Raw genomic sequence first — 25,418 nt, forward strand, 5'->3', positions numbered from 1 at the left:
GGATAGATAAGCCGCGGGAGCAAAAAGGGCACGCTTATTGCTCAGTACTGGTGGGGCGCATGAATTCAATCGGTGCGCTTGAATACGAACCAGCCAACAGCCCGGCGCGGCGTCGCGTGCTTGATGCGATGACGCCAGTGCGCCGTACAGGCGAACGCCAGACTAACCCGGATGCAGCGCAACTGGGTCACTACCTGGGTCAATACTTTACGAGGAGCACGACTATGTTGGGAACCATCCTACTAATTATTCTGATCTTGATGCTTGTCGGTGCATTCCCGAGCTGGGGGCACAGCCGCTCATGGGGGTACTACCCCAGCGGCGGTATCGGCATCGTCCTGCTCATCGTCATTATCCTGCTGGTGAGCGGTCGCATCTGAACGCGGACTAGCTTCGAGCCGCTCGAGCCCAGCTTCGAGGAGAAGGGCGGCGCGCGGCGCGCAACGGCACATGGAAGCCGCGCTATGGGTGAATGCCACTGTTCACCCGCAGCGCGGTTTTTTCATGAATAAAGCGGGAGGTCGGCGGGGCCGGGTTACTGGATCTCGCTTAGGCGTTTGCCGCGTGTTTCCGGCAGCGTCAGTGCGGCAACAATCAGAATGCCGTAGGCGCACGCTGCAAACAGGCCGATAGCGTAACCGAGCGACATGCTTTGCGAGACGTAGCCGATCAGGAACGGGAACGTGGCGCCGATGGCCCGGCCGAAGTTGTAGCAAAAGCCCTGGCCGGAACCGCGAATCCGGGTGGGGAACAGTTCGGTCAGAAACGCCCCCAGGCCGGCGAAAATCCCGGAAGCAAAAAAACCGAGCGGGAACCCGAGGATCAGCATCATCGTATTGGTCATCGGCATGCGGGTGTACACCAGCGCGATCGCCATCGAGGCCGCGGCGAACACAATGAAGTTCAGGCGGCGGCCGATCCGGTCGCTAAGAAACGCACCGCATAGATATCCGGCATAAGAACCCGCGATAATCACCGCCAGGTAACCGCCGGTTCCGATGACCGACAGATGCTGTTCGGTTTTCAGATAGGTTGGCAGCCAGGTGGTGATGGCGTAGTAACCACCTTGGGCGCCGGTGGCCAGGACAGCCGCGCGCAAGGTAATGGAAAGCATGCCCGGTGCGAAAATTTCCATGAACGAGGCCCGCTCGGATCCTCCCGCGGCCCGCTGCTTTTGCTTGAGGTGAACGTCGGGCTCCTTGACCAGGCGCCGGATCACGATCACAAACGGCGCCGGCAGGATGCCCAGCGCGAACAGGATGCGCCATGCGTAGTCGGGTGGCACGAACGAGTACACCAGCGTGAAAAGCACGGCCGATACGCCCCATCCGATCGCCCAGCCCGCTTGCACCATGCCGACTGCCTTGCCGCGATCGCGCGCGCGGATGACTTCACCGATCAGCACGGCACCCGCGGTCCATTCGCCGCCGAAGCCCAAACCCATCAGGCCGCGTGCCACCAGCAACTGACTGAAGTTCTGCGCCACCGCGCAGGCCAGGGTGAAGACGGCGAACCACAGGATGGTGATCTGCAAAGTTTTGACTCGCCCGACTCGATCCGAGAGCACGCCGGCAAGCCAGCCACCCACGGCCGAGGCGAGCAGCGTGACGGTGCCGATCAGGCCGGCCTGACCTTTGCCGATACCCCAGGTGGCGATCAATGTCGGGATCACGAAACTCAGGAACTGCGTGTCCATCGCATCCAACGCGTAACCGATCTTGCAGCTCCAGAACGCGCGCTTTTCGTTGGTCGAGATCTCCTTGTACCAGGAGAACATGCCGCCGCCATGCAGGGCATCAGACGGATCGAACAGTTCCGTCGAGGCATCCGCTTCGTGTTTCATAAGTTCTCCATAAGGTAGAGTGTGTACCGAGCGCAGTGACATTCAATGGCGTTCAGTACGCGGCCAGCGATGAGTTCAGGATGTCGGTCATCAACATGTGACCGGGCTTGTGGGTGATGGCCAATGGCAACCGGGCGCGACGAATCGCGGTCTGGGGCGTGACGCCGCAGGCCCAGAAAACGGGGATTTCGTGCTCGCCTATGCGGACCGCGTCGCCGAAATCGGGGCGGCCCAGATCCTGTATGCCGAGTGCCTGCGGCGCGCCCAGATGGAGCGGCGCGCCATGCACGGCCGGGTAGCGGCTGGTGATTTGAACGGCGCGAATCGCGTCGCCGCCACTCATCGGACGCATCGAGACGACCAATTCGCCTGCGAAGGGCCCGGCTGGTTGATTAGCGATATCGGTCCGGTACATCGGTACGTTCACGCCCTGATCGATATGGCGTAACGGAATGTTCTCCTGGGCCAGCATGTGCTCGAACGAGAACGAGCAGCCGATCGCGAACACGACCAGATCGTCGCGCCACAGCCCGTGCAGCGCGGTGGTTTCTTCGGTCAGTTCGCCGTCGCGGTAGACATAGTAGCCAGGCACGTCGGAGCGAATGTCCAGATCGGCTCCCAACGCCGGAATCTCCCACTGACCCGGATCGCCCACCGCCAGCAGCGGACAGGCACGTGGGTTGAGCATGCAGAACTTGAGAAAGTCGTCAGCGTGGCATTGCGGCAAAATCACGAGGTTGGCTTGGGCGTAGTCGCCGCAGTGTCCGGCAGTGGGGCCGGTAAAACGTCGGGAACGGACTTGACGGCGAAAATTTTGCGGCATGCTGTCTCTCTCTTTTCACAAATGAACGGTATTGCGAAGTAGATTAGGATCGACAATAAGGACGCGCCAGCTACTAATTATTGCCATCGACGTTAAGCATTCGTTGACAGTTTTCTCAGGGTTTCCACTCGTGAGGCGTTGCACACGCTTTTTTTTTGACTTGAATAATTTGGGTGCAAGTCCGATAACGTGGGGGTGAATAGATCCATGACCCATCGACACATGACCCGACTCGGATAGCCATGCGCGACTTATGAATACTCGCTTCCTCGAAACCTTTGTCACGCTCGCGCAACTACGTAATTTCCGTGCGACGGCGCGCGCCTTGCACGCCACGCCGGCCGCCATTTCGCAGCGCATCAAGGCGCTGGAAGATGAACTGAAAACAGAATTGATCGACCGCAGCGCCGGCAGTTTTTTGCTGACCCCCAAGGGCGACTTGCTGTTGCCCTACGCACGCAGCGTGACTGAGGCGGCCCGCGCGCTGCAGGAAGCGGCGCGCCAGGAGACGGTGGTATGTGGCCGCCTGCGCTTGGGCGTGATCGAGACGGTCGTCCATAGCTGGCTGGCCGAATACATCCAGCGCTTGAATACCGATTACCCGGAGCTGGAGGTCGACCTGACCGTCGACGTCAGCAGCGTCCTGCAAAAACGCCTGCTCGCACAGGAGCTCGACCTGATCATCCGCGTCGAGGGCATTGCCGACCCGACCATCGTATCGAGCGCGCTGGCAAATTATCAGGTGCGCTGGATTGTGCGGCGTGGCTTGCTGTCGCCGCGCAAAAGCGGTTTAGCCAGCCGTGTGCTGCAGCGGCCTATTCTGACTTTCGGCCGCGGCACGGCGCCGCAGGTCGCGTTGGATCATATCGTCGCGAGCCTTGCCAGCCAGATCGGCCTGCCGCTCGCACAGACTCGCATCACGTGTTCGCCGTCGGTGGCCGCCATCATCCAACTTGTCAAAGATGGGTATGGCGTAGCTGCGATTCCTAGTTTGTTCGTGGCGCCCTACCTACAAAGCGGGGAGTTTATCGAACTGCCCTTGCAGCCACTGCCACCTTCGATCGTTGTGTCGATGTGCCATCCCACCGACCCCAAGGCGATGGTGCGCGCGGCCGCCATAGCAGCGCGGCGCGCATGCAGCGATTATTGTGCGCCCTTGAATTCGTTGGTGGAAGCGCTGTGAAGCCGGGAGAAGCGCTCTGATGAGCTTTGAAACCGGCTAGGCTGCACAGGCCTTGCGCATCGCGTAGACTGCATCGGATTCTGATTCATACCGCAACGCGTTCCTGATCATGTACAAAAAAGATACCGCAATTGAAATCCAATTTGCGCCGCAACGTCTCAACGATGCCGGCGGCGATCCTTACTGGATCGATCTCTCGACGGGCGAGGCGCTACGCTTGCTGCGACAACTGCAAGCCCATTTCGCGAAGGCTGGCGTGGTACGTCAATCGACGGGCGTATTTTCACTGGACGCACCCTGTGACGATGCGATGGATGTCGATGGCGCCGAGAAGAACGCCGACGTATCGACGCCGGCCGTTGTCGTGCAGGCAAAGGACGATGGTTTCAAGCAGTGGGTGTGCGTAATCTGCGGTTTTCTTTATGACGAGGCCGCGGGTTCACCCAGAGAGGGCATTGCCGCGGGTACCCGTTGGGAAGAGGTTCCCGACAATTGGCGTTGTCCGCTTTGCGATGTCGGCAAGGAGGATTTCGCGATGGTCGAGTTTTGAGTGCCTCGCATTTAGCGCTCTCATTTAGCCCGCGCATTTAGCCCTTTCACGTAGCTCCCGGCGAATGATCTTGCCGGTCGCCGTGGTCGGAAGGCTGTCGACGAATTCGATGGCACGCGGGTACTCATGCGCAGCCACGCGCGTGCTGACAAAGCGTTGCAACTCGCTGACCAGTTCGCTCGACGGCACCGCCTGCGGTTTGAGCACGATAAACGCTTTGACGATTTCAGTGCGTTGCGCGTCGGGCACGCCGACCACTGCCACCATCGCGACGGCCGGGTGCTTGAGCAGACAATCTTCGATAGGCCCTGGGCCGATGCGATAGCCGGCGCTGGTAATGACATCGTCGTTGCGGCCGACAAAACGGATCGCGCCTTCGGCGTCTTGCGTACCGAGGTCGCCCGTGAGCAGAAACGGACCGGCGAATTTCTCGCGCGTCGCGGCCTCATTTTCCCAATAGCCTAGAAACATCACGGGATCTGGCGCTTCGATCGCGATATTGCCGATGCAGTCCGGGCCGAGTAATTGGCCGTTGTCGTCGACGATCGCCACGCGATGCCCCGGCGCTGCACGCCCGATACTGCCCGGCTGCGTGGGAAATAGCGCGCCGCACGACGACACCACCATATTGCATTCGGTCTGGCCGTAGAACTCGTTGATGGTGACGCCGAGCATGTCACGGCCCCACTGCAGCAACTCTTGTCCCAATGACTCGCCCCCACTGGCAATCGTGCGCACATTCAAGCCCGGCGGACGCGTGTCGCCGCTGGCTGCGCGCAACATCTTGAGTGCGGTCGGGGGCAGGAACATGTTGCGCACCTGATGGCGCGCGATCAGCTCGAAGACGGCGGCTGCGTTGAATTTTTCGAAGCGGCGCGCCAGCACCGGGATGCCGTGATGCAGCGACGGCAGCAGCACGTCGAGCAATCCGCCGATCCAGGCCCAATCGGCGGGTGTCCAGATCAGATCGCCGCTTTGCGGGAAAAAATCGTGTGAGAGTTCAACGCCAGGCAGGTGCCCAAGCAACACGCGGTGCGCATGCAGGGCGCCCTTCGGTTTGCCTGTGGTGCCCGAGGTGTAGATGATCACGGCAGGGTCGTCCGCCCGTGTGCGTACGGGTTCATAGTCTTTGGAGTGTCCGGCTAACGCGGGCCAGAATGGCAGCACGTCGGCCCATGTTTCGGCCCAGGTCTTCAAACTCGTGCTTGAACTTGCGGCCGAACTGGCAGATGAACTCGATGCGTCGGCATCGACGCCGACCGGTGGCGTATCGACACAGTAGACCGTGGTCAGATCAGGCAGGCTGGCGCGAATCTCGGCGAGTTTGGCAATGCCGGCTGCGTCCGTGATCAACACGCGCGTGCGGCTGTTTTGCAAACGGAACTGCAGCGCTTCGACGCCGAACAGCGTGAATAGCGGCACGGCAATCGCTCCCGCCTTGTAAGCGGCGATATGGCAAATTGCCGTTTCGGGCGACTGCGGCAAAAAAATGCCGACGCGCTCGCCGGCTTGCAGGCCGGCCGCGGTCCAGCATTGTGCCGCCTGGTTCGAATAAGCCTTCAGGTCGTCGAAACTATAGCGCGTGGATACACCGTCCGCCGTTTCGTAAATCAGCGCCAACCGGCCGCTGCCATCGGCCCATTTGTCGCATACGTCATGGCCGATGTTGAAGTACTCGGGGATGTCCCACACGAACCCATCCACGGTAGCGCGATAGCTCCCTAGATTGCTGGTCACTGCTGTCTCCTGATCGTTCTTTTAAGGGTTCAGCCAGAAAAGGTAACACGCCGCGGGCTTGGATTGCTATCCAAACGAGCTTGACGTTACGGCACCTGCGAGCGACATATCTGCGGCATTGAAGCTTGCGCCGGGGCCAGCACCAGCAATAGCGCCGGCGATAGCACCAGCGCCGGCACCCGCGATGGCACCGGCAAGAGCCGCGGCACGTACGCGTGCTTGCGCATCAGCACCCAGGCGCGAGCGCGCGTCGTTGCCAACGCCGTAGACGTCGAGGGCGAACCAGGTGATCAGCGGTATTTGCCGCGGCGAACTGATATGCACCGGCTCGTCGCCATCGGGATAGCCGGAGTCGGCCAGCCGCAAAAACAGGTCAAGCAGCTTGGCGTCGTGGCGGGCGGCCAGGCCGAGATCGGCGAGCGCCTCATTTTCGATTTCATGCAGCAGCCGCCACGTGAGCGGCAGGCCGCGCGTTTTGTAGCGTCCCGCGATCGCGTGCACGACGCGCCGAATATCGAGTGCTGCCCGTTCAAAAGCCAATTCAAGGTAGACCGTGTCGTCCATGATGCACATCCTCTTGCGTGGTACAGAGTACTGTATATCCATACAGTGCATCGTGCAAGTGATGTTACGTCGGCTGCGTGGCAGGTTCGGCAGGTTCGGCGCGACTAGGGGGTCACAACGCCTCGGGATGCCGATGCTCGTAGAGCTTGAGCACTTCGATGTCGATCAGCTTCAGTACCTTGAGATTGGTGCTCTCCAGCACGACCGGCGGCGCCACGTCGTGCTCCAGGGCTTCCTGCCAGCGGGTGGCGCACAGGCACCACTGATCGCCGGCCTGCAAGCCCGGGAAATGCCACTCGGGACGCGGCGAGAGCAGGTCGTTGCCGCGCGCCAGACTGAACTTCAGAAAGGCGTCGGTCATGACCGCGCACACCACGTGGGTGCCGGGATCGTCTTCCCCGGTTTTGCAGCAGCCGTCGCGAATGAAGCCGGTCAGCGGGTCGAATGAACACGGAACCAACGGTTCGCCATAAACGTTTTTTGAAATTTCAGCGGGACGGGACTTCATCGTGCTTGCGCTGCTCCGAAAGTTGCGGTGGGTTTTGGCGATCGTTGCGACGCGGGGAGTCATCATACTTCGCGCCAAAAACCCGCGCCATCCCAATTGCTCCGTACGTGTAGTCCCGACGGAATATGACATCATGCAGATCTTTTATTGCACCGCCTAGCGGCCCAGAGGGGAGCGACGTTTTGGAGCGACAATTTTATCGAGGCCGCGACTTGGCCCAAGTACAAACCATCGCCGAACTCAGGGCGCTGGCACAACGCAAGTTGCCGGCGTTCACCTGGGAATACCTGGAGTCGGGAGTCGAAGATGAACACACGCTGCAACGCAATCGCGATGTGTTTCGCGACTACGCGTTTGTGCCCAACACGCTGGTCGATACCGGCGCGCGGCAGATGCGGATTTCTTTATTCGGCCAGTCGCTGCCTACACCGCTGATCGTCGCGCCAACGGGATTCAATGGCCTGATCGTGCCAGGCGCCGATCTGGCGCTCGCACGCGCGGCCGCGACGCAGAGCATGCCATTCACCCTGAGCAGCTTCTCGAACCAGACACTCGAAAGCGTTGCGCAGGGCGTCGACGGCGCGCTCTGGATGCAACTGTATGTGCTCGACAATCCCGCCATTACCGATGAGCTCGTCAGTCGCGCGCAGACAGCCGGCTATCGGGCGCTGGTGGTGACCACCGACGCCAACGTGGCCAGCGCGCGCGAATGGCAAAGGCGCTGTTATCGCGCGCCCGGTCGGCTCGCGCCGCGCCATGCGTTGGATGCGGCGCTGCATGTGCGGTGGTTATGGCGTTTCATGCGGCACCGTATGCCGCGCTTCGAAAATCTCAGCAACTTTTTCCCCGCCGAACAGCTCAGCGCGACGCGCGGTGCACCCGCCATCACCGGCCAACTCAAGCCGAAAGTGACGTGGTCCGATATCGAGCGCTTGCGACGGCGGTGGCATGGCCCGTTGTTGGTCAAGGGCGTACTTTCGGTGGCGGATGCGCGACGCGCGCAGGCCGCGGGTGCCGATGCGATCGTGTTGAGCAATCACGGTGGCCGCCAGCTCGATGATGCGATTGCGCCGCTCGAAGTGCTGGCGCAGGTCAAAGAGGCGCTACCCGATTGGCCGGTGCTGATCGACAGTGGTTTTCGGCGCGGCAACGATGTGCTCAAGGCGTTGGCGTTGGGCGCCACGGCCGTGATGGTCGGGCGTGCGCCGCTGTATGGGCTGGCGGCAGCGGGTGAGCGGGGGGCGGTACACGCGCTGCGCATCCTGAGTACGGAGATCGATCGGTCGCTAGGGCTGCTGGGTTGCAACTCGCTGGCCGAAGCAGCGGCTTGCTTGGTGTCGCGGCCGACGCGGTAAAATAGCCGGCTCGAACGATGTGCCAGCCAGGAGAATTTTTTGCACGAACCTAGTCCTTTGTATGCGCAGTTGCTCGGCGAAACCGCGCGGATTGCCTGGAGCGAGCTGGAGCCGTTTTTTGCGCGCGGCAAGCTGCTGCGGGTGGTCGGTGAGCTTGATTTGGTGTCGGTGGCCGAGGCGGTGGCGAACGACGAATCGCAGCAGGTGGCGAGTTGGATCGCCGGTGGCTTGGTCGAACTGCTGCGCGTGGAAACGGCGGCCGATTATGTGGCGCGCGACCCGGAGCTGTGGGCCGTGGTGGTGGCGCCTTGGGTGTTGGTGCAGGAGCGTCACACGGCGCCCGGCACAGCGGGTGGCTGAAATAGGAAGCCGAGGTCTTGCCTACTGTACGAGCACGACTTCCGTATTGCCTGAACCGGTACCACCCGAGACGGTGCACGTAGCCGCAAAGTAGGCGTCGTTGTAGTCTTTGTCATCCGAGGTGCCCCCCCCATCGTTCCACCAGAAGACCGCAGCGGGGGCATTGCCGCCGTTGGCCAAAGCTGATAACTGGGAGCAGGTCGGCGCGGCGTACGCAGCACCGGCCTGGGTCGGATTGAAACAATTGCCCGACGACGCGGTGGGTGCGCTGCTGGTGCCCGATAGGTTATTGACGAACGTTTGCGACACGCCAGTTTGCATGTAAAGCGAGCAATTCCCCGAGGTCGAAGCGGGCGTAGAACCGCTCGCGATTTGCTGTTTGTACTTTGTTATGCACGTATAGGTCGTCGTTGTAATTGCTCCACCTCCAGTTCCGCTTGTCGACGAAGAACTCTGCGTACAGTTTAATCCTGGCGTGAATGTGGATAGGCTGAGCTGACTTCCGGTGTTCGTAGTCGTTGTTACCCCAGGAGGGATCGCGGGATCGGTCGGCCGCGTGACCGAAACTTGTGTGATTTTGCTGTTAATCGTTGTAGTAACGGCCGTATAAGTCACCGAGTTGTTGGTCTCGCTCGGCGACATGCCGTTTCCAAGCAGCGACGAATAGAAGAGGTTGTAGGCTTGATACTGTGATCCGTATTGGTTGGCACCATAGTTGCAGGTACCACCGCCCGTTTCATTTTGCAGTCTGATGCCCAATGGCTGATTTGCGCCGATGGGCGGCAGTGATGAAGTGGCCGTTGGACCGACTGTGACGAAAGAGGTTTGCGGCAACGCACTGAGTGCACTGATGGAATAATCATATGCAGTGCCGCCCGTGTTTTTCGGTACGAGGTAAATGGAGAGGATGTTTTTGTCGCATGCCTGATTATTGACGTGACCTAACGACAAGTCAGCCGTAACCAAAGGCTCGGCGGCCGTGCCGGTTGCACTCACATTGACCGATGGAACGAACACTGAAAACAGCGTATTGCTGACCGTGGCGCTGGCGCTAACCTGCACGGTAAAAGCCTGATTGCCGTTTGGGAGCTTCGCAGTGGAGGTGGTGTTGGTAACCACGTTGGGAGCGCTGACAGACAAACTGGCCGGCAATATTGCACGGTTGAAATAGTTCGCGGCAACCCCTGAAGCCGCTGTCGCCGTGGCGCTGTCAGTATTGGTCAAAGCCGCCGCCCCGGCAATCGCAGCCTCGTCGACAGCATTTTGCAGATCGCTTTTGTATTGGACGATCCGAGCGTAGTCGACTGCACAGCCGACTACGCCGATCAGTGGAATCAACAGCACGGCAAATGCCAGCGCATAAACGCCGCGCTGTTTCGCCCTCGCGCCGCGCGATATGCGCAGGAATGCAGACTCACGTATTTGTCGCATGCTGGATCCTCAAGAACATGCTGCGGTACATGAAACCACGCTATTGCCCCGAGGCCGAGCGAATCCCACCCTGGATTGGGAGACCAGCGCCGGGGCGAGGTACTGAATCAATGAACTGTACTTATAGTTCGCTTGAACAACAATCACCGTATCCCCAGCGATGTTGGTAGTCCCGCTAGGACCCATGTTCGGCACCAAATTGACGGGTGACGTGACCAAAGTCGTCGCGGAGGATCCGAGAGTGGCAGTCCCGGTTGCGGTGGTGGCGCACGCTGCGTTGACCGTCCAGTCCACCTTGACGTTGGGGAGCGTGTTGTTCGAATAGTTGGTGACACTGGCGATGGACAGCGAGAATGGGCCCGTAGTGGCGCCCGTCGGAAAAGGCGCCATCATGAGTTGAGCCGCTTTGCAAAAATTGCCGAGACTGCCCGTCGTACCTCCAGTCACCGAGTCCTGCTGCGCGATGAGATCGGCAACCGCGACGGCGACGTTGCTCAGTTTCATGGTGACTCTGACGACTTGCGATATCTGGTAAATGCCGATAAGAATCAACACCATCATCGGAACGATAAGCGCGAACTCAAGCGCGACGACACCACGGGAGTCTTTGATCGAGGCGAGTAGGCGGCGCAACATCAATAGGGCTCCGTCTGAAAGACAATGATCGAGGTCAGCAGTGTGGTGCCCGATCCGATGACGATAAGCCAGGGGAAACTGTAACCCAGCTCCAACAGCACATCAGTCTTTGCAGCAAGCGTGCCTTGGGCCTCGGTCATGACACCGGCGCTTACCGGTGCCGTTGTGAGTTGAGTAAACCCAAGACCAGTCGGCGACCCTGAAGCGCTTGCGGAAACGTAAAGCTTAAGCGAGGTCCCGCACGACTGAATCAGGTTGAAGCTGCTGCTGCTGATATTGCTGCAAATGGCGGTCTTCACCGTGCTTGAATAGCTGTTACCGACAAATGTTCCGATGCGTATGGTGCGTGCTGCGTCGCGCGCCGCGTTGTCGAGCAGTTCCTGCGCCGCGAACATCATCCCCAGCTCGAAAATCATGAAGACGAACGCCAGGAAGAACGGCAGAATAATGGCGAATTCAAGCGCCGCCCCACCTCGATTGTTGCGCCGTAGCCTACCCATGGCGCAGCGCACGAACCTCATGGGCTGCGTTTCTTCAGGGGAGGCATCGTGGCGCGCGTTCATTGCAAGCCGGTCTTGGGCGCGGCCAACAATTGGGTCAACGGCAGATGTTGGCCGCTGATTGCCGCCAGCGGCGTCACGGCGCCGGCAGCGGCCGGCGCAACGGGAGCGGCTACTGCGGGCTCGGCTAGCGCGGCCACCGTCGAATTTGCCGGCTGCGCAGCGGCGGGATACTCGCCATACGTTTTGCGTAGGGCGGCGTAGAAGCGCAGGTTATCGTCCACATTCGCCGCCGGCAAATCGCGAGACAGGATACGCTTGGCCGCTTCTGTATTACCGATGACCCCGAACGCCAGCGCCAGATCGTAGCGGGCCTCGGCCGGCGCGTCGGGCAGATTCACGACGTCGATCAATACGTTCGCGCCCTCGCGCGCATTGTGCGACAGCACCAGCGACAGGCCAAGATCGATACGCACGCTTTGCGAGTCGGGATGGGCCAGCAACGCTTGCCGATAGACCGCTTGCGCCTCGGTATGATGGCCTTGCAGATCCAGAGCGGTACCCAGGCCAGCCGAGGCCGTCGGATCGTCGGGCTGGATTGCGAGCACCTTGTGGTAAATCGCAATGGCCTCATCCAGATGGCGTTTGCGGACTTCGACGCGCGCCAACCCGATCTTGGGTCCGATATCCTGGGGCGCACGTTTTTCGGCCTGCAAATAAATCAGCCGCGCGCGCTCCATATCGCCGGATCGATAGGCGACGTCGCCCAGCCCCAGCATTGCCTCCAGCGAATCGGGGTTGGTCTGCAGCGTTTTCTCGAAAAGCGAGGCGGCCATTTGCAGGCTACCCGAATTCAGTGCGCTCTCGCCCAGATGGACATCGCCGTTCTCGGCAGCGGAGCTTGAATTCACCGGGCGCGATGAAAAGTCTCCGGGTCCGGCGCATCCTGCCAGCGCCATCAGGCCCAGGCAGCTCATTAACGCGGCGGCTAGCTTGTTTCGTGTCGGCACGTGAGTTCTCATTGGCGGCTTGCGGTATTCATTCGGTGTTCATTGATTAGCGAACATTTGCATCAGGCGCAGCACTGCTGGGCCGACCGCAATGATGCCGACCGTGGGCAAGATGCACAGCATCATCGGGATGGTCATTTTAGCCGCGAGCTTCGACGCCTTTTCTTCCATAACCATCATCTGCGCATTGCGTTCACTGCGCGAAAGGGTTTTGAGCGACTGCGAAATCGGCGTGCCATATTGTTGCGATTGAATCAGCGTGGTCACGAGGCTACTCATCGACGCTATCCCGATGCGTGTCGCCATGTCGCGCAACGCGGCACCCGTATCGCCGTCGATCTGCAATTGGTCCGCCGTGACCTTGAACTCCGCGGATATCGGCGGACAGATCAATTGCATTTCGCGGGCGACCCGCTTGATGCTGATCGGCAAGCTATTACCCGCATTGGTGCAGATCACCAGCAGGTCGAGCGCGTCGGGCAAATAGGCGGCGATTTTTTTTTGCCGCCTTTTGATGAGCATGCCCAGCAGCGTCTCCGGAAAAATGATCCCAACGATGAAGGCTGCGCCCATCGCCACGACACGCATTAAAAAATGTTCGTTGACGAACGGTATGGACGAGGCGGAGACGGCGATGGCAAAGGAAGCCACCGCACCGACGACCAGTTTGATGCCGACCAGCACCGAGACCGCCTTGCGTTCGCGAAAGCCGGCGCGGGTAAGCTGCATACCCAGCGCCGAGCGTTGCTTGGCGTCCAGCAACGGGATCATGTCGCCAATTGCGATCAGCCGTTGAGCGATTTTTTGCCGCAGCGTGTGGCCATCGGTTAGCTCGTCGTCATCCCCGTCCACCTCCTTATCGTTGACGAAGTTGCGCAACTCGGTTGCTTCGCGCAGGCGGTCAGTTAGCCGCTTTTGTCGGGTGCTGGGCAACTTGCGCACCAGCAGCAACAGCGTAAGCAGGAGGCTGAAGACCAGCACACTGCTGATCAACTGCACCAGGCTGTTTGTCATCATCGCGAGGTGTCCAGGTTAGCCAGCTTGTTGATCCACAGGGTACCGAAGACCATAAGCCCTGCGGAGATCCACAGCAGTCTTTGACCGGCAGGCGTGTAGAACAACATATCGAGATATTCGCGGTTTGTCAGGAAGAACATCGCCATGATAAAAAATGGCACCGCCGTAATAATCTGACTCGCGATTCGGCCTTCACCGGTCAACGCGCGGATTTTCAGCCGGATGTCGCGGCGCGTGCGGATGATCCCCGCCAGATTTTCCAGCGTTTCAGTCAGTGCGCCGCCGGTCTCGCGTTGCAGCAGCAGACACACCGAAAAAAAAGAGAAGTCGGCAATCTGGATGCGTTCCACGGCCGTGTCCAGCACGTCTTTAAGGTCGGCGCCTAGCCGCAGGCTGTCGCCCATGACGCGAAATTCCGAGCGCACGGGCTCTTCGGCATCGTTGCCGGCAACGCTGATGGCCTGAACGGCGGGAATGCCGGCGCGAACCGCGCGCACGATCAAGTCGATGGTGTCGGGGAACGTTTTGAGGAACCGTGAGCGAAACCGGCCGATCAGGCGCGCGTAGACGAAGCGCCATACGAACACGGGGACACCGACAACGATGATCGGGATGGCCCAGATCGGCACGGGAGCGAGCCGGACGATCAGGATAGCCGCCACGATGGCGAATCCAAACGACGCCCAAAGCAGGCGAACGCCGCCTCGCCCGCTGACTGCGTTGATGCGCACATTGTGCCGGCTCAGCCATGTGCGAAACGCGCCGTGTTCTTCGCGGCGGCGAAACAATTCGTCCGAGTCGTTGAGAATGTGCACGGTCTGCGCGATATTCTGCGAGGCGGCAACTTGCGCGACGCGCTCTTTGATCCGCCGCTTCGGATTCTTGCGCGCCATGCTTTGCATCGTCAGCGCCAAGATGCCCAGCATGAAGAGGCCAAAGAACGCGCCCAGCGCAAGAATGTTGCCCGGATTCATCCGCGCATCGCCCCGATCAAGGTGTCTTCGAGGCCGTAGTAGGCGGCGCGGGTGGCAAACACCGGTCGCAATGACGAACACTCGAACACGCCCTTGACCTCTTCGCCATACGAGGCTGCATCGTAACGGAACGCGAACAGATCCTGCGTAATGATCACGTCGCCTTCCATGCCGGCCAGTTCAGTGATCCGGGTCACGCGCCGCACGCCGTCGCGCATCCGTTCGATTTGCAGGATCAGGTTGACGGCGCTGGCGATCTGCCGGCGAATCGAGAGCAAAGGCAGATTGCCGTTGGCCATCATCACCATGCTCTCAAGCCGGGTGATGGCGTCGCGCGGTGTGTTCGCGTGCACCGTGGTCATCGAGCCATCGTGACCGGTGTTCATCGCTTGCAGCACATCGAACGCTTCGGCGCCGCGAGTTTCACCGAGGATGATGCGGTCCGGACGCATCCGCAAGGCGTTGCGCACCAGATCGCGTTGCGATACGCCGCCGCTGCCTTCGGCATTTTCCGGCCGGGTTTCGAGGCTGACCACATGGGGCTGTTGCAGTTGCAGTTCGGCCGCGTCCTCGATCGTGAGCACGCGCTCGCGTTCGTCGATGAAGTGCGACAGCGCATTGAGCAAGGTGGTCTTGCCCGAACCGGTACCGCCTGAAATGACAATGTTCAGGCGGCAGGCACTGGCGATCTCAAGCACCTTCACCATTTCGAGCGAGAGATTGCCCTGTGCGGCCATGCGCTGCAGCGTGATATTGCGCTTGGAAAATTTCCGAATGGCGATGCAGGCGCCTTTGAGCGACAGCGGCGGCAGTACAACGTTGACCCGGCTGCCATCGGCCAGCCGCGCGTCGACCATCGGGCTGCTTTCATCGACGCGGCGCCCCACGGCCGCAGCGATGCGCTGCGCTACATTGATCACGTGGGCATCGTCGCGGAACTTCAAGAAGGTCAACTCCAGCCGGCCGTGTCGCTCTACATAGACCTGATCGGGGCCGTTGACCAGAATGTCGGTCACGCTCTCATCGGCCAGCAGCGGCTCGATCGGCCCAAGCCCGAACATGTCGTTCAGGATTTCGTTGATGATCAGGCTTTGCTCGGTCAGCGTCACGTTCATGCGTTCGCGTGCGACCATTTCATTCGTAATCTGCTCGATGCCGGCGCGCACCTGTTCTCGCGTTTTCATGAGCGCCGCCGACATGTTCATAGTCGCGAACACGGTTGAGCGGATAGCCCTGAAGGTGTCTGATCGGATCAGCGACTCGCCCGGATCGACTGGGGAGATCGAGCGCGTACCCACTGCCGCCGCCGGCTTGGCTGCCGCCGAGGGCGTGCCGGTCGAAGCGGGTGTGGAGTCGGCCTCGGCTTCGGCCGATATCTCCCCCTCGGGTGTCGGTGGCTTGATGCCGAACATCAGCGTTTCCTCATCACGTTACGCAGGCGATCGCCAAACCGCGGCGCACGTATGACTTTTTCCTTGCGACCCGACATGTTGCCGGCCAGGTGCACGATTGCGTCGAGAAAACCCGCTGAGCCCTTTTCAACCACCGATTCACCGAGGTTCTCTGCCTGCGCGAGCGCCTTCCCGTCAAAAGGGAATTCTTGCAAAACAGACATCGACACAGCGGCTTTGAAATCTTCCGTCGTAACCCGGCCTTGCACCGGATCGACCGGGTTGTTCAGCAGCAGCGCCAGATCGGGTTCGCTGGGCCGGCTTTCGGCGTAGCGCTTCAAGCGCATGACTTCGCGTGCCGAATGGACCGAATGATCGGCGACCAGATAAACCAGCTTGGAATTGTCGATCGCGTCGTTCATGATCGTGCCGCCCCGGCCAGGCAAATCGAGCAACACGTAGTGGAATTGATGTTTGAGCGCCGCCACCAATTGTTTGATGGCACCGGCACGCACTTCCACATCGGTGCCGTAGCTGACTTCGGAGGACAGCACGAACAAGCGGTTGCTTTTGCTGACCAGCGTGCGATCGATGAACTGCGGATCGAGCCGGTGTATGTTTTGCAGCAGATCGCTCAGACCGTTGTTGGTGGCTATGCCCAGCATCACGTTGGCCGTGCCGCCATACGGCTGCAGGTCGACATAGGCGATCCGGCGGTAGGTCACGTCGGCCAGATAGCGCGCCAGATTCACCGCAATGCTCGTGACGCCCGCGCCGCCCCGCGTGCCGATGAAGCTGATCACTTTGCCGGTGCGCAGACCGTCCATCGTGGCCCCCGCGCGCGAGGTGTCCAGCGTGCGGCTCAGCAGTTCGCTGGTGAGCGGCTTGACCAGGTAATCGTGAATCCCCAATTGCAGCAGGCTGCGATACAGGCCAACGTCGTTGCGATCGCCCACGACGATGACCTTGACCGAGGGTTCGCACACTTCAGCCAGCCGCGCCAGGTCAGACACCGCCATGCTGGAGCCTGAGATGTCGACGATCAGTCGCGATGGCGAACGCTCGACATGCTGCAAGATCCGAATCATGTCATCGAGCGAGCCCGTCTGGACATGGGTGTGCGGCATGACCTGGTCGGTCACGTAGCCCTTGATCACGCCTTCGCTTTGCTTGTCCGTGACGACCGCGATGAATTCGGCCGGTTTCACGCCGGCCCCGCTCTTCGGTTTTAAAAAGCTACCCGTGCTCATGGCTGACTCGTTTCCATGTTTTGCATTATTGCGATCCGGAAGACACGTTGGCGTCGTACGGTGTCACGGTACCTTCGTAATAGCGGCGCACAGCTGCCGCGCCCATTGCGGCGCTGGGCGCAGCCGTAGGCAGCGGAGCGACCAGATCGGCCGGGCGCGCAATCATTGCACCGAGGTTGGTGTACGTAGCGCAACCGAACGCCACGCTGGGACGTTGTTCGCCGGCGTCGAGCATCGTCGAAGGCGCGCTCAATGCATTGCAGTCGGGCGGTACCACACGGGTACCGTCATAGGACAGTACCGAGCTATCCGGCAGCCCGGTAGGTTGGTGTACGGACAGGCATCCCGACAGCAAGAGCGTCACCGCCAGCGTCAAACCTGTGCTGCGCATGCGCATGATCGTATTCTCCTGAATCAGTAAACGAAACCGGCCGCGCCGAGCAGCCTGGGCGTGGTTCCCGACAGCGGATCCAGCGACATGGCGCCTTGCAGGACGTATTCGATGTCGTTAGGCGGTTGTGTCACGCTGTCGATCGGTTGTTGCAGTCGGCCTGGATCGCTCGGTTGCACCAGGTAGGGGGTGACGATCACAACTAGTTCGGTTTTGTTGTTTTGGTAATTCTTCGACGAAAACAGTTTGCCTAGGATAGGTAATTGGCCAAGGCCCGGCAACATCGCCAGCAGATCGCTGGTGTTGCTTTGCAACAGTCCGCCCAGTGCAAAACTCTGGCCGCTGGCGAGTTCTACTGTCGTGTCGACGCGCCGTACAGTGAGCGCCGGCACTTTGGTACCGGCGATGGTGATCGCATTGGAAAAGTCGAGCTCGCTTACCTGTGGTCGCACTTTCAGACTGATGCGGTTGTCTGCGAGGACCGTCGGCGTGAAGTCGAGTGACACGCCATAGGGCTTGTATTCGATGCTGATCGAATTGCTGCCTGAACTGGGAACCGGCACCGGATACTCGCCGCCCGCCAGGAAGTTGGCGGTTTCTCCGGACATGGTCGTCAGGTTAGGCTCGGCCAGCGTGGTGATCAATCCTTCCTGATCGAGCGCATCCAGCAAACCCTGGATCTGTGTGTTGCCGACCATGAAATTGGCGAAGATCGAGTAAGCACTGGTCGGCGAAAGGGCAATGGTCCCCGGCGTAGTCGCTGTGGCGGCCGTAAAAAATTGTCGACCGCTGAAAATGCCGCCCTGGAAATTACCCGACGTCGCAATCGAATTCCAGTTGATACCGAGTTGCTGAGTTATGTTGCGGTCGACTTCCGTGATGCGCACGCGCAAGTTGACCTGCATCGGTCGCGCCAGCGTCATCATGTTGATCAACTTGGCTTTGTCGGGAAGACCACCCATCAGCGTCTGCACGACCGAATCCGCGTCGGCGGGGGTCGGCACACGCCCGGCCACCATCAACGTGCCAGGGCCTTGCGTCAACGTGAGGTCGAGCGCGGGGAAGCGCGATTTCAACAGGCGTTGCATTGCGGTGATGGTATCGGCACCGCTAACCGAGATGGTCCGTTTCAGTATCGTCTGGCCGTTTGCGCCGAGCACGAACAGCGTGGTCGAACCGGCTTTCTTGCCGAGTACGAATACGGTTTGCGGTGTCGGCACCTGGACATCGGCGACTTCCGGATCGGCTACGAACACGGCCGTGGCCGGCGCCGACAAGTTGAGCACTTGGCCTTCGCTCGCTTTGAGTAGCACCGGGCCGACATCGACCCTGGGCGCGGCCGCTCGCGCCAGCGGCTTACCGGCGGCCAGTGCGCCGGTGTCGGCAAAGCCAAGCGTGGCCAGCACGAGAATGCAACAAGATGGCCCGAACGCCGCAATTTTCCCCATTCCCGCTTTCCTCATGTTCATAATCCGGATCGTGAACCGTGTTGCGTTATGTGTCCGGCTGACTAGCGTATGCATTCGTGCCTGACTCGGCACGATGTCATATCTTCTCGCTCTCGCGATGCTTTGCGACTCATTTTACGATTCGTTAGTAGCCGAGCTTGTTGGGTCCAAAGCTCGGTATCTTATTGGCCACTTTGTTCGCTGCTGCTGCCGCTGAGTTCAACGCTGCAATATGTGCATTTTCGGCGGCGGCCATTTGTGCGTTCTGTGCGTCCTGCGCTTTGGCCGCTTTTTCTGCGCTATGGTCGATGGCTGGGCTTTGCGACGTGACCGGCGCATCCGAACCGCGATAAACCATGATGTCGGTGTTCCTCGAGGGCGCCGCGGAAGGGGGCGGGCTAAGCGCGCGCGACACCTCGCTGGCATACACGGGGGGCAAGGGGTGTTCGATTACCGCCGCCGCACCGCTGGCCGGCTCGCGATCGCTGACGGCGAAGCTGCGCAAGGCCAGCGAAAGGCTGCCCAAGCGCGACGCCACGGCGATGACCTGCGCTGTTTCCGGCATGACTTCCAGTGTGACCGTACGCGCTCGCGTGTTCGCTTCGGAATCGCTTTTCGGTCGTTGATATTCGGAGCCGACGGCCAATACACGCACTCGGCTCACCACGGTTTCGGAAGCAAAAGAATGACCGGTGTTCACGTTGGCAGCGTTCTTGGTATCGATTTGCTGGGTCAGCAACAAATCGACGAAATCGCCCGGTTGGATCAAACCCGCATTGCCTGAGACATCGTCGATGCCGACTGAAACCGCCCGCATTCCGGGCTTGAGCGCCGCAGCCAGGAAGCCGGGCGATGACGGCGACAAGGTATCGGCGGCCATGATGATGGTGCCCGCCGTGACGGCGTGGCGCAGTACGTTGCCCTTGAAATCGGTCGTGCCGTCAGTCGTGTAGACAATGGCACCCGCGGGAGCACTATTGTGTGGCACCGTCTTCCAGGTCAAATCGGTCTCGCGCAGCAGCAGGCCTTCCGGCAAATCCGCTGCGGCAGCGCGCACTTTGTCCACCACTGGGGCGGCAACCTGAGCCGGAGCGGTGGAGTTCACATAAAGTACTTTGAAGAAAAAAGCTCCGACAGTCGCAATAATGACGATCAGAACGACCCGCAGCACGTTCGACATGGCGACACAATCGTCCCAGTTAAATCACATAGAGAACGGCGCAGGGATGGGCATCCAGACTGCCCATGCTCCGCCGCATGCCAAGGCGACACCGTAGGGAACCCCGCGTTTTATCGCGAATGCGTCGAGCCAGCGGTGCCGTGCTTGCACTGCCACGCTGGCGAAGCGATCCAGCGTAATCATGAGTAAGGCGATCGGTAAGCCTGCCACCGACACTATGCTGAACACGGCCAGTCCCGCTTGCGGCCCCGCCCATAAAAATATCGCGCCGGCGAGCTTCGCGTCGCCGCCGCCCATCCAGCCGAAGTAGCACATGGCTGCGGCTATCGCAAACGCCACACAACCGATCAGCAGGTGTGCGCCGATCGTAGCCGCAGGGGTTCGCAACAAAAGCGCTTGTATCAAATAGAAACCGGCGATCAACCCAACCCCGAGGTTAGGAAGGCGCCGGTCACGCAAGTCAAACCAAACAAGCATTACCAGCACCAAACAGGCGAGCAGTTTTATCGCAATGGACATTTCAGGCTGTCAGGTCCGAAAGGACATGCTCTCGCGCGTCACGCGGTGAAATGCGGCCAAGCGTCGAATCAAACCGCGAAACCTGGCCACGAACCGCAATCAGGAAGAGCTGCCGCCAGCAATGGTTGTGGAGACCTTGGTCGTCAACGCGGTGAAGATGCCCGTCATGCTCGAGGTGAAAGTCGTACCCACTGCGACCAGCGCCACAACGATAATGCCTGCCAGAATCGCGTACTCAAGGGCGGTGACACCACGCTCGTCGCGCTGGAAAAATTTGAGAAATTGCCGCATGTTAACCCCCGGATTATTAAGAAAAAGCACCTTCATGGTTAGCCTGACAAGCACGTGCCAAACTGTTTCCAACACATGTGGCCACAGTGTATTGGATAACGGTAAAAAATAAAAAATTTTTAGGCTTGGGTGTGCGTGTATCTAACAACAACTTGCTCTTATTATCGAGATACGTACGCAAAACGATCGTCAGATCACAGGTTGCGGCATCGAACTTCATCGCAAGAAACAGGGACATTCGCTTGCGCAACTGGTGGCGACAATACCATCGGCGCTTCAAAGGCATACAGCAATTTTTGATCGTCCGTGGCGTTAATGCAGCACTTTGTCGTGTTACGTTACATTACTCGGACCTTTGCGCCGTGGAAACATCGTCTAAACTCGACGGGTTCGGTCCATTTCAGGATACCTATTCAATGAAAAAGTCATTCGTGGCGATGGCCGCAGCGCTGGTTTGGGCAATCGCAATCAGCCACCCGGCGCAGGCCGCTTTGGCGGTAGGGGCCTCGGCTCCCGATTTCAGTACGCAGGCCTCGCTGGGTGGGAAGGTGTCCACCTTCGCATTGCACGACGCCCTCAAGCACGGCCCGGTGGTGTTGTATTTTTACCCGGCAGCCTTTACCGAGGGCTGCACGATCGAAGCCCATGAGTTCGCCGACGCGACCGACCGGTACAAAGCGCTGGGTGCCCAGGTGATTGGCGTGTCGCACGACGATATCGCGACGCTGAATAAATTCTCGGTTAGCGAATGCCGCAGCAAGTTTGCCGTGGCGGCAGACCCTGACCGCAGCATCATGACGGCCTATGACGCGACCTTGCCGCTGATGAAATTCGCGAATCGCGTCTCGTACGTCATTGCCCCGGACGGCTCTATCATTTATTCATACACGAGCATGGCGCCCGAGAAGCACGTCGAGAACACCTTGAACGCGCTGCAGCTATGGACCGCGCAGCATAAAAAGCCCTGATCGAAGCGTGGGGGGCGCCCGAAGTTGTGATCGTCCCCTCGGCTGTCCACGCGCCAAGCCGCCCACGCGTCAGGCCTCGATCAAAGCGCTTCGCGTCGAGCGCCGCGGCGCTGGCGTGCTTGCCAGCGAGTGTGCATCCTATCCATATAGAGGTAGACCACCGGCGTGGTGTAAAGCGTCAGCAACTGGCTGACGATCAAGCCGCCGACGATGGAGATCCCCAGCGGCTCGCGCAGCTCCGAACCTTCGCCATTGCCGAAGGCCAGCGGCAGCGCACCCAGCATGGCCGCGAAGGTCGTCATCATGATCGGCCTGAAGCGCAGCATGCAGGCCTTGTAAATGGCGTCGCGCGAGTTCAGCCCCTCGGTGCGGGCCGCGTCGAGGGCGAAGTCGACCATCATGATGGCGTTCTTCTTGACGATCCCGATCAGCAGGATCACGCCGATCAGCGCGATGATCGAAAATTCGATGTGAAAGAGCAGCAAGGCGAGCAGTGCGCCCACGCCGGCCGACGGCAGCGTCGAGAGGATGGTGATCGGGTGTATGTAACTCTCGTACAGGATCCCCAGCACGATATAAACGGTGGCCAACGCAGCCAAAATCAGAATTATCTGGTTGCCCAGCGATTGCTGATACTGCTGCGCCGTACCCTGGAAGCTGCCGCGCACGGTGGCCGGCATGCCGATTTCGGCGACCTTCTGGTTGATGGCGATCACCGCGTCCGAGAGCGAACGCCCCGGCGGCAGGTTGAAGGAAATCGTCGACGCCGCGAACTGCCCCTGGTGATTGACGGCCAGCGGCGTATTGCCCGGGCCGTAGGTCGCAATCGAGGTCAAGCGGATCATCGTCTCTTTCGCGGTACTCACGGGGCTGCCGCTCGATGCGCTCGATTTCCCGGTCGCGGCAATCGAATTGATGGCCTGGTTGCGAGCCGAATCGGCGGCGATGGAAGCCGTCGTTGTGGCGGTCGATGTGCTCGATACGCCCGCCGTGGCGATACCGCCGGTGCTACCTGCGCCCGGCCCAGTCACCGTGCCGGCCGGTGCATTGGTGGACTGCGTGCCGCTGGCATTGCCGCCCGAAGTGCTGACATAGATATCGTTCAGCGTTTCCGGACTCTGCCAGTATTGCGGCGCGACTTCCATGACCACGTGGTACTGGTTCAACGCGTTATAGATGGTCGAGACTTGACGTTGACCGAACGCGTCGTAGAGCGTGTTATCGATCTGGCTGGGCGTAATCCCCAGCCGGGTGGCGGTGGTACGGTCATAGACGAGATCGGTTTCGATGCCTTTTTCCTGCTGGTCCGAGTTCACATCGGCCAGCTCGGGCGAGCTTTGCAGCGCGCGGGTCAATTTCGGACCCCACTCGTATAGCTCGGGCGTCGAATCGCTCAATAGCGTGTATTGATACTGCGCGTTGCTCTGGCGACCGCCCGAGCGGAGATCCTGCACCGCCTGCAGGAACAGGCGGCTGCCGGCCACGCGATTAAGTTGCGGGCGCAAGCGGGCGATGACCTGATCGGCGGAGATCTTGCGCTGCGCCAGCGGCTTGAGCGTGACAAAGACAAAACCCGAATTGACCTGGCGGCCGCCCGTAAAACCCACGGCGCTGTCGACGGCCGGGTCTTCGTTGACGATGTTCATCAACGTCGCCAATTTGCCTTTCATCGCCTGGAACGAGATGCTTTGATCGGCCTGGATCCCGCCGATGATGCGTCCGGTGTCCTGCTGCGGGAAAAAGCCTTTCGGAATGATGGTGTACAGGTAGATATTGAGTGCGATGGTCGACAACAAGATCATCAGTACCAGCAACGGGTGGGCAAGCGCCCAGTTCAAACTGCGCCCATAGCCTTGCTGCACGTACTCGAAGCGGCGGTGCATCGCGGCGATCCATCGATGCGGTTTGCGCTCCTTGATGCCGCGGGCAGCGTCTGCGAATTTATCCTTGAGCAGTAACGCGCACATCATCGGCGTGGTCGTCAGCGACACCGCCAGCGACACCATGATCGCCAGCGACAGTGTCAGCGCGAACTCGCGGAACAGGCGCCCGACGATGCCGCCCATCAGCAGGATAGGCAAGAACACCGCGATCAGCGACAGGCTGATCGACAGCACGGTGAATCCGACTTCGCGCGCGCCGAGATAGGCGGCCTGCAGGCGCGGCATGCCGCCTTCGATGTGGCGGGTGATGTTTTCCAGTACCACGATGGCATCGTCGACCACGAAGCCGGTAGCGATCGTGAGCGCCATCAGCGACAGGTTGTCCAGGCTGAAGCCCAGCATATACATGGCGGCAAAGGTGCCGATAATCGAAATCGGCACGGCGATGGTCGGTATCAGCGTCGCGCGCGCGCTGCCCAGGAACACGAACACCACCAGCGTGACGAGCGCCACCGCAATCAACAAGGTACGCTCGGTGTCGCGCAACGAGGCCCGAATGGTGGTGCTGCGGTCGTTGGTTGCGCTCACTTTGATGGCCGCTGGCAGCGCCGCCTGCAGTTGCGGCAACGACGCTTTGACCCGATCGATCGTATCGATGATGTTGGCGCCGGGCTGCCGGTACAAGATCACCAGCACCGAGGGATGGCCGTTGTACAACCCGAGATTGCGCAGGTCCTCGACCGAATCGACCACTTCGCCGACATCGGACAGATGCACGGGCGCGTTGTTGCGGTAGGCCACGACCAGATCGCGGTACTGCGATGCCTTGCGCGCCTGATCGTTGGTGTACACCTGGAATCGGGTCGGCCCGTTGTCGAACGCGCCTTTCGGGCTATTCGCATTGGCCGAGGCGATCGCCGCGCGCACGTCTTCCAGGCCGACACCGTATTTGAACAGCGCGCTCGGGTTGAGCTCGACGCGCACCGCGGGGTTGGCCGATCCATTCACGTCGACTTCGCCCACACCTTGAATTTGCGACAGCGATTGCTGCAGCACGGTGGCAGCCGAATCGAACAATTGGCCGGCCGTGAGCGTGTCGGAGGTCAGCGCGAGGATCAGGATCGGTGCGTCGGCCGGATTGATCTTGTGATACGTGGGATTGCTGCGCAGGCTCGCCGGCAGGTCGGCGCGCGCGGCATTGATGGCCGCCTGGACGTCACGCGCCGCGCCGTCGATGTCGCGGTCCAACCCGAACTGCAAGGTGATGCGGGTTGAGCCGATCGAGCTGGTCGACGTCATTTCGTTGACGTCGGCTATCGTGCCCAGGTGCCGTTCGAGCGGGCTGGCCACACTGGTGGCCACGGTCTCGGGGCTGGCCCCGGGCAAATTCGCCTGGACCGAAATGACCGGAAAATCGACCTGCGGCAGCGGCGCAACCGGCAGTTTGGTGAACGCGAAAATCCCCGCCAGCACCACGCCGAGCGAAAGCAGCGTGGTGGCGACCGGACGTGCGATAAAGGGCCGCGAGAGATTCATGCGCGTGCCTTAGTCGTGCTCTTAGCCTCACGCTCAGCCGTAGGCTTAGCCCTGCGGCCAGCGCCGCGCA

The 25,418-nt window shown here is 60.4% G+C and carries 25 protein-coding genes; 6 read left to right on the forward strand and 19 right to left on the reverse strand.

Annotated features, from left to right (window positions below):
• Positions 1–224: 224 nt before the first annotated feature.
• On the forward strand, positions 225–380 hold the full coding sequence (locus GSQ77_RS09835; protein ID WP_158902905.1) for a DUF3309 family protein: 156 nt from the start codon (positions 225–227) through the stop codon (positions 378–380).
• Positions 381–535: 155 nt separating this feature from the next.
• Here GSQ77_RS09835 and GSQ77_RS09840 read toward each other — a convergent pair whose 3' ends face one another.
• Positions 536–1,843, reverse strand: a complete 1,308-nt coding sequence (locus GSQ77_RS09840) for an MFS transporter (protein ID WP_158901507.1) — start codon at positions 1,841–1,843, stop codon at positions 536–538.
• A 52-nt stretch (positions 1,844–1,895) separates the two neighbouring features.
• A complete protein-coding gene (locus GSQ77_RS09845; protein WP_158901509.1) occupies positions 1,896–2,666 on the reverse strand; it encodes a putative hydro-lyase in 771 nt (256 codons plus the stop codon).
• A gap of 253 nt (positions 2,667–2,919) precedes the next feature.
• Between GSQ77_RS09845 and GSQ77_RS09850 the strand changes: the two genes are divergently transcribed.
• Together GSQ77_RS09850 and GSQ77_RS29765 are read left to right on the forward strand one after the other, a co-directional pair.
• Positions 2,920–3,849 (forward strand): LysR family transcriptional regulator, encoded by a 930-nt coding sequence (locus GSQ77_RS09850; RefSeq protein WP_158901511.1) that lies wholly within the window; start codon positions 2,920–2,922, stop codon positions 3,847–3,849.
• Between the two features lie 109 nt (positions 3,850–3,958).
• Entirely contained in the window at positions 3,959–4,399 is a 441-nt protein-coding gene (locus GSQ77_RS29765; protein WP_158901513.1) for a rubredoxin, read from the forward strand.
• 24 nt (positions 4,400–4,423) lie between these two features.
• Here the strand turns inward: GSQ77_RS29765 and GSQ77_RS09860 are convergent, their stop codons facing one another.
• The 3 genes from GSQ77_RS09860 to GSQ77_RS09870 form a co-directional block, all read right to left on the reverse strand.
• Positions 4,424–6,136, reverse strand: a complete 1,713-nt coding sequence (locus GSQ77_RS09860; protein WP_158901515.1) for an acyl-CoA synthetase — start codon at positions 6,134–6,136, stop codon at positions 4,424–4,426.
• 66 nt (positions 6,137–6,202) lie between these two features.
• Positions 6,203–6,700 (reverse strand): DUF2471 family protein, encoded by a 498-nt coding sequence (locus GSQ77_RS29280; RefSeq protein WP_216854876.1) that lies wholly within the window; start codon positions 6,698–6,700, stop codon positions 6,203–6,205.
• Positions 6,701–6,812: 112 nt separating this feature from the next.
• On the reverse strand, positions 6,813–7,208 hold the full coding sequence (locus GSQ77_RS09870) for a DUF2237 family protein (RefSeq protein WP_158901517.1): 396 nt from the start codon (positions 7,206–7,208) through the stop codon (positions 6,813–6,815).
• A 212-nt stretch (positions 7,209–7,420) separates the two neighbouring features.
• Between GSQ77_RS09870 and GSQ77_RS09875 the strand changes: the two genes are divergently transcribed.
• On the forward strand, positions 7,421–8,563 hold the full coding sequence (locus GSQ77_RS09875) for an alpha-hydroxy acid oxidase (RefSeq protein WP_216854877.1): 1,143 nt from the start codon (positions 7,421–7,423) through the stop codon (positions 8,561–8,563).
• A 39-nt stretch (positions 8,564–8,602) separates the two neighbouring features.
• Positions 8,603–8,923, forward strand: coding sequence for a DUF2288 domain-containing protein (locus GSQ77_RS09880; RefSeq protein ID WP_158901521.1), 321 nt, complete (start codon positions 8,603–8,605; stop codon positions 8,921–8,923).
• A 21-nt stretch (positions 8,924–8,944) separates the two neighbouring features.
• Here GSQ77_RS09880 and GSQ77_RS09885 read toward each other — a convergent pair whose 3' ends face one another.
• The 13 genes from GSQ77_RS09885 to GSQ77_RS09945 form a co-directional block, all read right to left on the reverse strand.
• Positions 8,945–10,354 carry a TadE/TadG family type IV pilus assembly protein gene (locus tag GSQ77_RS09885; protein WP_301951143.1) on the reverse strand — a complete coding sequence of 470 codons (1,410 nt, stop codon included), beginning with the start codon at positions 10,352–10,354 and terminating at the stop codon, positions 8,945–8,947.
• A gap of 9 nt (positions 10,355–10,363) precedes the next feature.
• On the reverse strand, positions 10,364–10,990 hold the full coding sequence (locus GSQ77_RS09890; protein WP_158901525.1) for a TadE/TadG family type IV pilus assembly protein: 627 nt from the start codon (positions 10,988–10,990) through the stop codon (positions 10,364–10,366).
• On the reverse strand, positions 10,990–11,511 hold the full coding sequence (locus GSQ77_RS09895) for a TadE/TadG family type IV pilus assembly protein (protein ID WP_158901527.1): 522 nt from the start codon (positions 11,509–11,511) through the stop codon (positions 10,990–10,992). Before GSQ77_RS09895 ends, GSQ77_RS09890 begins: the two co-directional genes overlap by 1 nt.
• A gap of 38 nt (positions 11,512–11,549) precedes the next feature.
• On the reverse strand, positions 11,550–12,500 hold the full coding sequence (locus GSQ77_RS09900; RefSeq protein WP_254067538.1) for a lipopolysaccharide assembly protein LapB: 951 nt from the start codon (positions 12,498–12,500) through the stop codon (positions 11,550–11,552).
• A gap of 39 nt (positions 12,501–12,539) precedes the next feature.
• Positions 12,540–13,517, reverse strand: coding sequence for a type II secretion system F family protein (locus GSQ77_RS09905; protein WP_158901529.1), 978 nt, complete (start codon positions 13,515–13,517; stop codon positions 12,540–12,542).
• Positions 13,514–14,491 carry a type II secretion system F family protein gene (locus tag GSQ77_RS09910; RefSeq protein ID WP_158901531.1) on the reverse strand — a complete coding sequence of 326 codons (978 nt, stop codon included), beginning with the start codon at positions 14,489–14,491 and terminating at the stop codon, positions 13,514–13,516. The genes GSQ77_RS09905 and GSQ77_RS09910 overlap by 4 nt, the downstream gene beginning before the upstream one ends.
• On the reverse strand, positions 14,488–15,903 hold the full coding sequence (locus tag GSQ77_RS09915; RefSeq protein ID WP_158901533.1) for a CpaF family protein: 1,416 nt from the start codon (positions 15,901–15,903) through the stop codon (positions 14,488–14,490). Before GSQ77_RS09915 ends, GSQ77_RS09910 begins: the two co-directional genes overlap by 4 nt.
• Positions 15,903–17,132 (reverse strand): AAA family ATPase, encoded by a 1,230-nt coding sequence (locus GSQ77_RS09920; protein ID WP_158901535.1) that lies wholly within the window; start codon positions 17,130–17,132, stop codon positions 15,903–15,905. Before GSQ77_RS09920 ends, GSQ77_RS09915 begins: the two co-directional genes overlap by 1 nt.
• Before the next feature lie 25 nt (positions 17,133–17,157).
• Positions 17,158–17,529 (reverse strand): CpaD family pilus assembly lipoprotein, encoded by a 372-nt coding sequence (locus GSQ77_RS09925; protein WP_158901537.1) that lies wholly within the window; start codon positions 17,527–17,529, stop codon positions 17,158–17,160.
• Between the two features lie 17 nt (positions 17,530–17,546).
• Positions 17,547–18,971 carry a type II and III secretion system protein family protein gene (locus GSQ77_RS09930; protein ID WP_158901539.1) on the reverse strand — a complete coding sequence of 475 codons (1,425 nt, stop codon included), beginning with the start codon at positions 18,969–18,971 and terminating at the stop codon, positions 17,547–17,549.
• A 145-nt stretch (positions 18,972–19,116) separates the two neighbouring features.
• Positions 19,117–20,151, reverse strand: a complete 1,035-nt coding sequence (cpaB, locus tag GSQ77_RS09935) for a Flp pilus assembly protein CpaB (protein ID WP_158901541.1) — start codon at positions 20,149–20,151, stop codon at positions 19,117–19,119.
• A 24-nt stretch (positions 20,152–20,175) separates the two neighbouring features.
• Positions 20,176–20,670: a prepilin peptidase gene (locus GSQ77_RS09940; protein ID WP_301951144.1), complete on the reverse strand. Its 495-nt coding sequence runs from the start codon at positions 20,668–20,670 to the stop codon at positions 20,176–20,178.
• 99 nt (positions 20,671–20,769) lie between these two features.
• Positions 20,770–20,997, reverse strand: coding sequence for a Flp family type IVb pilin (locus GSQ77_RS09945; protein WP_367889656.1), 228 nt, complete (start codon positions 20,995–20,997; stop codon positions 20,770–20,772).
• 380 nt (positions 20,998–21,377) lie between these two features.
• Between GSQ77_RS09945 and GSQ77_RS09950 the strand changes: the two genes are divergently transcribed.
• Positions 21,378–21,929 carry a peroxiredoxin gene (locus GSQ77_RS09950; RefSeq protein ID WP_158901545.1) on the forward strand — a complete coding sequence of 184 codons (552 nt, stop codon included), beginning with the start codon at positions 21,378–21,380 and terminating at the stop codon, positions 21,927–21,929.
• Between the two features lie 80 nt (positions 21,930–22,009).
• On the opposite strand, the gene GSQ77_RS09955 is transcribed toward GSQ77_RS09950, so the two are convergent.
• The gene (locus GSQ77_RS09955) at positions 22,010–25,348 is read right to left on the reverse strand and encodes an efflux RND transporter permease subunit (protein WP_158901547.1); all 3,339 of its coding nucleotides are present in this window, start codon (positions 25,346–25,348) and stop codon (positions 22,010–22,012) included.
• Positions 25,349–25,418: the final 70 nt, after the last annotated feature.

This window comes from Burkholderia sp. L27(2015), assembly GCF_009765705.1.
GTDB lineage: Bacteria > Pseudomonadota > Gammaproteobacteria > Burkholderiales > Burkholderiaceae > LMUX01.

Excerpts from the sequence above, each read along its gene's own strand:
- GSQ77_RS09845 (WP_158901509.1), bottom strand. The coding sequence starts at position 2,666 with ATGCCGCAAAATTTTCGCCGTCAAGTCCGTTCCCGACGTTTTACCGGC.
- GSQ77_RS09950 (WP_158901545.1), top strand. The coding sequence starts at position 21,378 with ATGAAAAAGTCATTCGTGGCGATGGCCGCAGCGCTGGTTTGGGCAATC.
- cpaB (WP_158901541.1), bottom strand. The coding sequence starts at position 20,151 with ATGTCGAACGTGCTGCGGGTCGTTCTGATCGTCATTATTGCGACTGTC.
- GSQ77_RS09850 (WP_158901511.1), top strand. The coding sequence starts at position 2,920 with ATGAATACTCGCTTCCTCGAAACCTTTGTCACGCTCGCGCAACTACGT.
- GSQ77_RS09920 (WP_158901535.1), bottom strand. The coding sequence starts at position 17,132 with ATGAGCACGGGTAGCTTTTTAAAACCGAAGAGCGGGGCCGGCGTGAAA.
- GSQ77_RS29765 (WP_158901513.1), top strand. The coding sequence starts at position 3,959 with ATGTACAAAAAAGATACCGCAATTGAAATCCAATTTGCGCCGCAACGT.
- GSQ77_RS09915 (WP_158901533.1), bottom strand. The coding sequence starts at position 15,903 with ATGTTCGGCATCAAGCCACCGACACCCGAGGGGGAGATATCGGCCGAA.
- GSQ77_RS09910 (WP_158901531.1), bottom strand. The coding sequence starts at position 14,491 with ATGAATCCGGGCAACATTCTTGCGCTGGGCGCGTTCTTTGGCCTCTTC.
- GSQ77_RS09890 (WP_158901525.1), bottom strand. The coding sequence starts at position 10,990 with ATGTTGCGCCGCCTACTCGCCTCGATCAAAGACTCCCGTGGTGTCGTC.
- GSQ77_RS09885 (WP_301951143.1), bottom strand. The coding sequence starts at position 10,354 with ATGCGACAAATACGTGAGTCTGCATTCCTGCGCATATCGCGCGGCGCG.
- GSQ77_RS09870 (WP_158901517.1), bottom strand. The coding sequence starts at position 7,208 with ATGAAGTCCCGTCCCGCTGAAATTTCAAAAAACGTTTATGGCGAACCG.
- GSQ77_RS09905 (WP_158901529.1), bottom strand. The coding sequence starts at position 13,517 with ATGATGACAAACAGCCTGGTGCAGTTGATCAGCAGTGTGCTGGTCTTC.
- GSQ77_RS09895 (WP_158901527.1), bottom strand. The coding sequence starts at position 11,511 with ATGAGGTTCGTGCGCTGCGCCATGGGTAGGCTACGGCGCAACAATCGA.
- GSQ77_RS09940 (WP_301951144.1), bottom strand. The coding sequence starts at position 20,670 with ATGTCCATTGCGATAAAACTGCTCGCCTGTTTGGTGCTGGTAATGCTT.
- GSQ77_RS09945 (WP_367889656.1), bottom strand. The coding sequence starts at position 20,997 with ATGAAGGTGCTTTTTCTTAATAATCCGGGGGTTAACATGCGGCAATTT.
- GSQ77_RS29280 (WP_216854876.1), bottom strand. The coding sequence starts at position 6,700 with ATGGACGACACGGTCTACCTTGAATTGGCTTTTGAACGGGCAGCACTC.
- GSQ77_RS09930 (WP_158901539.1), bottom strand. The coding sequence starts at position 18,971 with ATGGGGAAAATTGCGGCGTTCGGGCCATCTTGTTGCATTCTCGTGCTG.
- GSQ77_RS09835 (WP_158902905.1), top strand. The coding sequence starts at position 225 with ATGTTGGGAACCATCCTACTAATTATTCTGATCTTGATGCTTGTCGGT.
- GSQ77_RS09955 (WP_158901547.1), bottom strand. The coding sequence starts at position 25,348 with ATGAATCTCTCGCGGCCCTTTATCGCACGTCCGGTCGCCACCACGCTG.
- GSQ77_RS09925 (WP_158901537.1), bottom strand. The coding sequence starts at position 17,529 with ATGCGCATGCGCAGCACAGGTTTGACGCTGGCGGTGACGCTCTTGCTG.
- GSQ77_RS09840 (WP_158901507.1), bottom strand. The coding sequence starts at position 1,843 with ATGAAACACGAAGCGGATGCCTCGACGGAACTGTTCGATCCGTCTGAT.